The following is a 6024-nucleotide window of genomic DNA, read 5'->3' as shown; positions in this document are numbered from 1 at the left end:
CGGGGGGCCACCCCGCCCCCAAAATGGTTCCGCCGGGGGGGGGGGCCCGGGCCCGCCCCCGGCACGGGCCCGGGGGGGCCCCGGGGGCGGGGCGGCGCCCCTGAGCCGTCGCTCACGGCCTCACGGCCGGTACATGGTGATGTCCTTCACCTGGGCCAGGCCGAGGCCGTAGGCGCTCATCCCGCGCCCGAAGGCACCCAGGTGCACCCCGCGCGCCGATCCGGCCATCACCCAGCCGTACTCCGACTCCCGGTAGTGGAACGGCGTGGGGACGCCGTCCACCGGCAGGCTGAGCGCCGACCAGTCGGGGCCCTCGAGGTTGTCTGCGAGGTCCCAGGCGATGGCGGTCTGCTGGTCGAGCCAGTTCTGCCGCAGGTGCCGCTCCATCTGGGTGGGCCAAGTGCAGGTCAGCAGTCCGGAACCCGCCAGCCAGGCCGCCGAGGCGACCGAGGTGGCGTCCAGCACGCCGGTGCCGTCCGAGCTGCGCCGGACCGGGCGGTCGGCGACCGTGACGACCACCACGAAGCGGCGGTGGTCGGGGGTGGGCTCGACCTTGACCGACGGTTCGTCGCCGTGGCCGGTGGAGCCGTGCTCGACCGTGCCGTCGGCGCTCATGCCGACGGGCGCGAGCCAGCGGTCGCCGGTGAACGCCTCGTCCAGTCCGTACCAGGTGAAGTCGGCCTTGAGATAGCCGCCGGTCGTACGATCCGCCGGATCAGCTGTGGTCTCCATACGCGCGGCGCCTCCTCCATAAGGGCAAACAAAGGGAGAATAGCCACTCGCGCTACGTGATCGGGGCAGGCCCCCGCATCAGGTGGCGTCGGAGTCGAACGGCGGGGCCTCGCCGGGCGTCAAGCCGTCGCGCTTGCGCAGCCGGTCCGGGGTGTCCGAGGAGCCCGCGGTGGAACCCGAGCCGCCGCCGCTGTCGCGGCCGTGCACGGCGTCGGTGACCGCCGACATCTCCTCCTTGAAGTCGAATCCGTTGCGGATCTCCTTCAGGCCCAGCTCGTCGTTGTCCAGCAACTGCTTCCGGACGAAGTTCTTCGGGTGCAGGTCCTCGAATTCGAAGTCCTTGAACTCCGGGCCCAGCTCGCTGCGGATGTCCGCCTTCGCGCTGTCGGAGAACTCCCGCACCTTGCGGACGAACTGCATCACGTCCTTGATGACCTTGGGCAGCTTGTCCGGCCCGAACACGAGCACGGCAAGGATCACGAGCGCGACGACCTCCAGCGCGCCTATGTCTGAAAACACCGTGCAGCTCCTCGTGGTCCTCGGCCGGCGGACGGAATCCGGCGGATCTCACCGTACCTGCCCCAACCGTCTGCACGGGAGTGGGCAGGGTCAACAGTAGGTCGCGCCCCGGTAAATCCCGAATTCGCCGTGCTCAGTTCCCGCTGGCCGAGCCCAGGGTCAGCTCCATGGCCCGCTGCTTGCCGTCCCGCTTGACGGTGAGCTGCAGCGTGTCGCCGGGCCGGTGGGCGCGGATCCGCACGATCAGCTCCTCGCCGTTGTGCACCCGCTTGCCGTCGATGGCGGTGATCACGTCACCCGGTTCGATGCCCGCCTTGGCGCCGGGGCCGTTCGGGGTCACCGAGTCGCCCTCGCCCTGGCCCTCCGGGCTCACCTGGGCGCCGTCGCCGGAGTACTGCAGGTTGATGCTGACGCCGATCACCGGGTGGGTGGCCTTGCCGTCGTTGATCAGCTGCTCGGCCACCCGCTTGGCCTGGTTGACCGGGATGGCGAAGCCGAGGCCGATGCTCCCGCCCTGGCTGCTGTTGCCGAAGGGGTCGGAGCCGCTGTCCGCCGAGCGGATGGCGCTGTTGATCCCGATGACCAGGCCCTTGGCGTCGACCAGCGGACCGCCGGAGTTGCCGGGGTTGATCGGGGCGTCGGTCTGGATGGCGTCGACGTAGCTGACGTCGCTGCTGTTGGTCTCCCCGCCCGCGGTGATCGGGCGCTGGGTGGCGCTGATGATGCCGGAGGTGACGGTGCCCTCCAGGCCGTACGGGGCGCCGATGGCGACGACCGGGTCGCCGACCTGGGCGGCGTCGGAGTCGCCGAGGGTCAGCGGGTGGAGCCCCTTCACCCCGCTGACCTTGATGACCGCCAGGTCGTAGCCGGTGTCCCGGCCCACGATCGTGGCGGGCTTCACCTGGCCGCCGTTGAAGGTCACCGAGATGGTGCCGCTCTTGGCGACGCTCTCCACCACGTGGTTGTTGGTGAGGATGTGGCCCTCGCCGTCCAGCACGAACCCGGTGCCGGTGCCCTCACCGGCGTCGCCCTTGACGTGGATGTAGACGACGCCGGGCAGGACCTGGGCCGCGATGCCCGCGATGCTGTCCGGGGCGCGGGTGCCGGCCTCCGCGGTGGCCTGCGGCAGGGTCACCTCCGGTGTGCCGCCGCTGTCGTGCACGTAGGCGCCCAGCGCCCCTCCGATGCCCCCGGCGATCAGGGTGACGGCGATCAGGGCGGCCGCCAGCGGGGCGCGCCGGCTCCCCGTGCGCCGGGCGGTCGGCTGCTGCCCCGTGGAGCCGCCCGGGGGCGCCCAGGGGTCGTAGCGGTGCCACTGGCCGACGGACAGCGGCGCCGGGGGTCCGGGCGGGCCGCTCGGCGGCGGGGGCGGGGGCGCGGGCTGCTGCGGCGGTGGCGCCGCGCCGGCGGGGGGCTGGACGGGCGGCGCGGGCGCCCAGGGGCCGGGCTCGCCGTACGGCGGGGTGTCGTACGGATCCGGGGCGTGCCGGGGGGCCGCTCCGGCGGGGGGCCCGGCGGGTGCGTCGGGGACCGTGTCCGGGGCGGGCCGGTCCCGCGGCTCAGGGGGAACCGGCGCGACCGTCTCCGGCCGGCTCCACCACTTCGGCCCTTCGGCCTTCCCCTCGTCCACGGTGCTCCCCTACGACGACCAGTCCTCCCTGGATTGAACCAGGAGTCGGCGCCGCCCGCAGCCGACCGCTCAGCGGGTCACGGGGAAGTGGCCGACCAGGGGGACGACCGAGTCGAGCGGAACGGGCACGGCAGGCGAGGCCTTGACGCCGCTCGACGAGCCGGGGGAAGCGGAGGGACTCGCGGTCGTCGGCGGGGCCAGGGCGGGTGCCGGGGTGACCCCGGGGACCGCGGACGCGGCCGAGCCGGTGACCGACCGTTCGTCGGCGGACAGACCCAGCGGCCGGGTGACGGTGCCGGCGGGCATCCGGCCGTCGGCCGCGCCGACGCCGTACGGATGCATGCCGCGGGAGTCGGGGTGCAGCAGGTCGCTGGTGGCCGTGCTCCACACGTCGGCGGCCGCGCGGGCGGTCGCGCCGCTGAACGGCGTCGCGGGGGCGCCCGGGCCGCTGCGGGAGAGCGGGGTGCCGCCGGCTCCGTCGACCGCGGCGTCCAGCGGCAGGGCGCCGCCGAGCGCGATGGCCGCCATGGAGACCGCGCCCGCCGCGGCGAAGGCGAAACGGCGCCGGCCGCGGACCGCGGCGGCGGAGGAAGCGGGGCCGACGGGCGCGACCGCTGCGCCGGAGCGGCCGCTCTCGTGGATCCGGAAGCCGCGCGACGCCGACGCGGACAGGGGCAGCGAGAACTCCTCGCGCGCCTTCCCGAACAGACCGCCGCCGAGGCGCTCACCGCCGAGGCTGGCCGTCTCCATCAGTCCGCCGTCCCCGAAGGGCCCGCTTCCGCCGTCCCCGTCACCCCCGGGCAGCTCCTGGAGGCGGGCGAGCAGGCCTGCGGACAGTGCGGGCGGCGCCGAGGCGGCGACCACGTCCTTCATCCGGCGCTGCTCGTCGGCAGCGGCCTTGCAGTCGGGGCAGGTCGCCAGGTGCGCGAGCACCCGGTCGCGGGCGTCGTCGTGCAGCTCGCCGTCGACGAAGGCGGCGAGGTGGTCGCCCAAGTGCTGGTCGGCACACGTGAGATGCCGGCTGACACCGCTGCTCACGTGCTCCCGCCCTCCAGGGCCGGCCGGCCGGTGGCCAGGACGGGCGCGCGGCCCGGACGGGCGGCCGGCGCACGGTGCTCCAGCGCCTTGCGCAGGTGCGAACGACCGCGGTGGATACGGCTGCGCACGGTGCCCAGCTTCACGCCGAGCGTCGCGGCGATCTCCTCGTAGGACAGGCCCTCGATGTCACAGAGCACGACGGCCGCGCGGAACTCCGGCGCGAGGGTGTCCAGCGCCTGCTGGATGTCCGCGTCGAAGTGGGTGTCGGCGAAGTGCTGCGCCGGGGACGGCTCGCGGCTCGGCAGCCGCTCCGCGGCGTCGTCGCCCAGGGCGTCGAAGCGGATGCGCTGACGGCGGCGGACCATGTCGAGGAAGAGGTTGGTGGTGATGCGGTGCAGCCAGCCCTCGAAGGTGCCGGGGGTGTACGTCGACAGCGAGCGGAAGACGCGGACGAAGACCTCCTGGGTGAGGTCCTCGGCGTCGTGCTGGTTGCCGGTGAGACGGTACGCCAGGCGGTAGACCCGGGCACTGTGCGTACTGACGATCTCCTCCCACGAAGGGGGAGTCCACGCCTGGTTGTCCCCGTCGGTGGCGAAGGTCGCGTTGGCGGCCACAGTCACGGACTCGTCGTTGCGCGGACGGTCGTCAGCTGTATCGGTCACGGATTTCGGCTCGCCGGCCGACCTGCGGAAGCGCGAGAGCACTCCCCGGTGACCCGCCGCAGCCGCACCTCCCCTGTCGGCTCTGGTGGTGTCCAGTAGAGCCCCTACCATAGCCACCTCGCCCGTTAGCTCCGGATAAGTGCCGGGCGCATCGCTCCCGGCCCCTGACGTTCAGGTCCGTCGCAGGTACCAACGAGCGGTCCCATCTGCGGGTTCCCGACCGCAACGGATACAGTCGCCGGGCGGGCTGCAACCGTCAGGCGGACAGGAGAGGGCAATTACCGGCAACCGGCAGGCGAGCTGGGCGTTCGCGGACGCCTTCGTCGCCGAGGACGACGCGCTGATACGAGCCCGCGGGCGAGCTCGTGAGGCAGGCGTGCGCCCCGTCTCCCCCGGCACCGGCGCGGCACTGCGGCTGCTGGCCGCCGCCACGGACGCCAAGGCGGTGGTGGAGATCGGCACCGGCACCGGGGTCTCCGGGATCCACCTGCTGCAGGGCATGCGCCCCGACGGCGTGCTGACCACCGTCGACACCGAACCGGACCGCCAGCAGCACGCCCGCACCGCCTACCGGGAGGCGGGGTTCGCGGGGAACCGCGCCCGCTTCATCCCCGGCCGGGCGCTGGACGTCCTCCCCCGGCTCGCCGACGGGGGCTACGACCTGGTGTTCTGCGACGGGGACCGGCTGGAGTACCCGGACTACCTGGGCGAATCGTTGCGCCTGCTGCGCCCCGGGGGGCTGGTCTGCTTCGAGGGGGCCTTCGCGCAGGGTCGGTCGATGGACGCCGCCCACTCCGAGCCGGAGGTCATCCGGCTGCGCGAACTGATGCGGACGGTACGGGACAACGCGGCCCTCGCCCCCGTCCTGCTGCCGACCGACGACGGCCTGCTCTGCGCGGTACGGCGCGGCTGACAATTTCCCCGCCCGGAATGCACCTGTTTCCGGAGCGGCGCGTAAACGGACAAACAAGTGGGCCCCCGGCGCATGCCGCCAGGGGCCCAAGGCTTGGATTGGCCGGTTGTCAGGCGATGGCCTTCTTCAAAGCCTCGCCGAGTGCATCCGCCTCGTCGGGAGTCAGCTCGACGACAAGCCGTCCGCCGCCCTCGAGCGGAACGCGCATGATGATGCTCCGCCCCTCCTTGGTCACCTCGAGCGGGCCATCACCCGTCCGCGGCTTCATGGCCGCCATGCTCGTTCCCCTTCCTGAAACCAGCTCTTCGCACACGGTGGCCCAGGCGCCACCGGACTCGAACACATTGGTTCTCGGCCATTATCCCGCATCGGGTGACCTGATGACCAACATCGGTTCCCATCCGTTCGAGAACCCGGTCCCGCAAAACCGTCCATTTCGGTGATGGCACTCTCGGCCGCGTTTGATGGGGGTCACATGTCCGTGCCCGGCGATCTCCGGCATGCTGGCCCCGAACGTGAGCCGCGACGAA

General features: G+C 72.9%; 7 protein-coding genes. 1 reads left to right on the top strand and 6 read right to left on the bottom strand.

Going from position 1 to position 6024, the window contains the following annotated elements:
- Positions 1–120 precede the first annotated feature (120 nt).
- From ACFV3E_RS33685 to sigE, 5 genes are all read right to left on the bottom strand, one after another.
- Entirely contained in the window at positions 121–732 is a 612-nt protein-coding gene (locus tag ACFV3E_RS33685) for a hypothetical protein (protein ID WP_500538256.1), read from the bottom strand.
- Positions 733–810: 78 nt separating this feature from the next.
- Positions 811–1251 carry a sec-independent translocase gene (locus tag ACFV3E_RS33680; protein WP_500538254.1) on the bottom strand — a complete coding sequence of 147 codons (441 nt, stop codon included), beginning with the start codon at positions 1249–1251 and terminating at the stop codon, positions 811–813.
- A gap of 133 nt (positions 1252–1384) precedes the next feature.
- The gene (locus ACFV3E_RS33675; RefSeq protein ID WP_500538252.1) at positions 1385–2881 is read right to left on the bottom strand and encodes a S1C family serine protease; all 1497 of its coding nucleotides are present in this window, start codon (positions 2879–2881) and stop codon (positions 1385–1387) included.
- A gap of 69 nt (positions 2882–2950) precedes the next feature.
- Entirely contained in the window at positions 2951–3919 is a 969-nt protein-coding gene (locus ACFV3E_RS33670; protein ID WP_500538250.1) for an anti-sigma factor family protein, read from the bottom strand.
- Entirely contained in the window at positions 3916–4692 is a 777-nt protein-coding gene (gene sigE / locus ACFV3E_RS33665) for an RNA polymerase sigma factor SigE (RefSeq protein WP_499513787.1), read from the bottom strand. Before sigE ends, ACFV3E_RS33670 begins: the two co-directional genes overlap by 4 nt.
- Positions 4693–4828: 136 nt before the next feature.
- Here sigE and ACFV3E_RS33660 point away from each other — a divergent pair, with 136 nt between their 5' ends.
- On the top strand, positions 4829–5494 hold the full coding sequence (locus ACFV3E_RS33660) for an O-methyltransferase (protein ID WP_499516934.1): 666 nt from the start codon (positions 4829–4831) through the stop codon (positions 5492–5494).
- Between the two features lie 109 nt (positions 5495–5603).
- On the opposite strand, the gene ACFV3E_RS33655 is transcribed toward ACFV3E_RS33660, so the two are convergent.
- A complete protein-coding gene (locus ACFV3E_RS33655; protein WP_018561471.1) occupies positions 5604–5771 on the bottom strand; it encodes a DUF3117 domain-containing protein in 168 nt (55 codons plus the stop codon).
- Positions 5772–6024: the final 253 nt, after the last annotated feature.

The sequence above is a fragment of the Streptomyces sp. NPDC059718 genome (assembly GCF_042733315.1).
Classification (GTDB): Bacteria; Actinomycetota; Actinomycetes; order Streptomycetales; family Streptomycetaceae; genus Actinacidiphila.
Note: the sequence above shows the minus strand (reverse complement) of the source record. Positions and strands in the feature narration are given on the sequence as shown.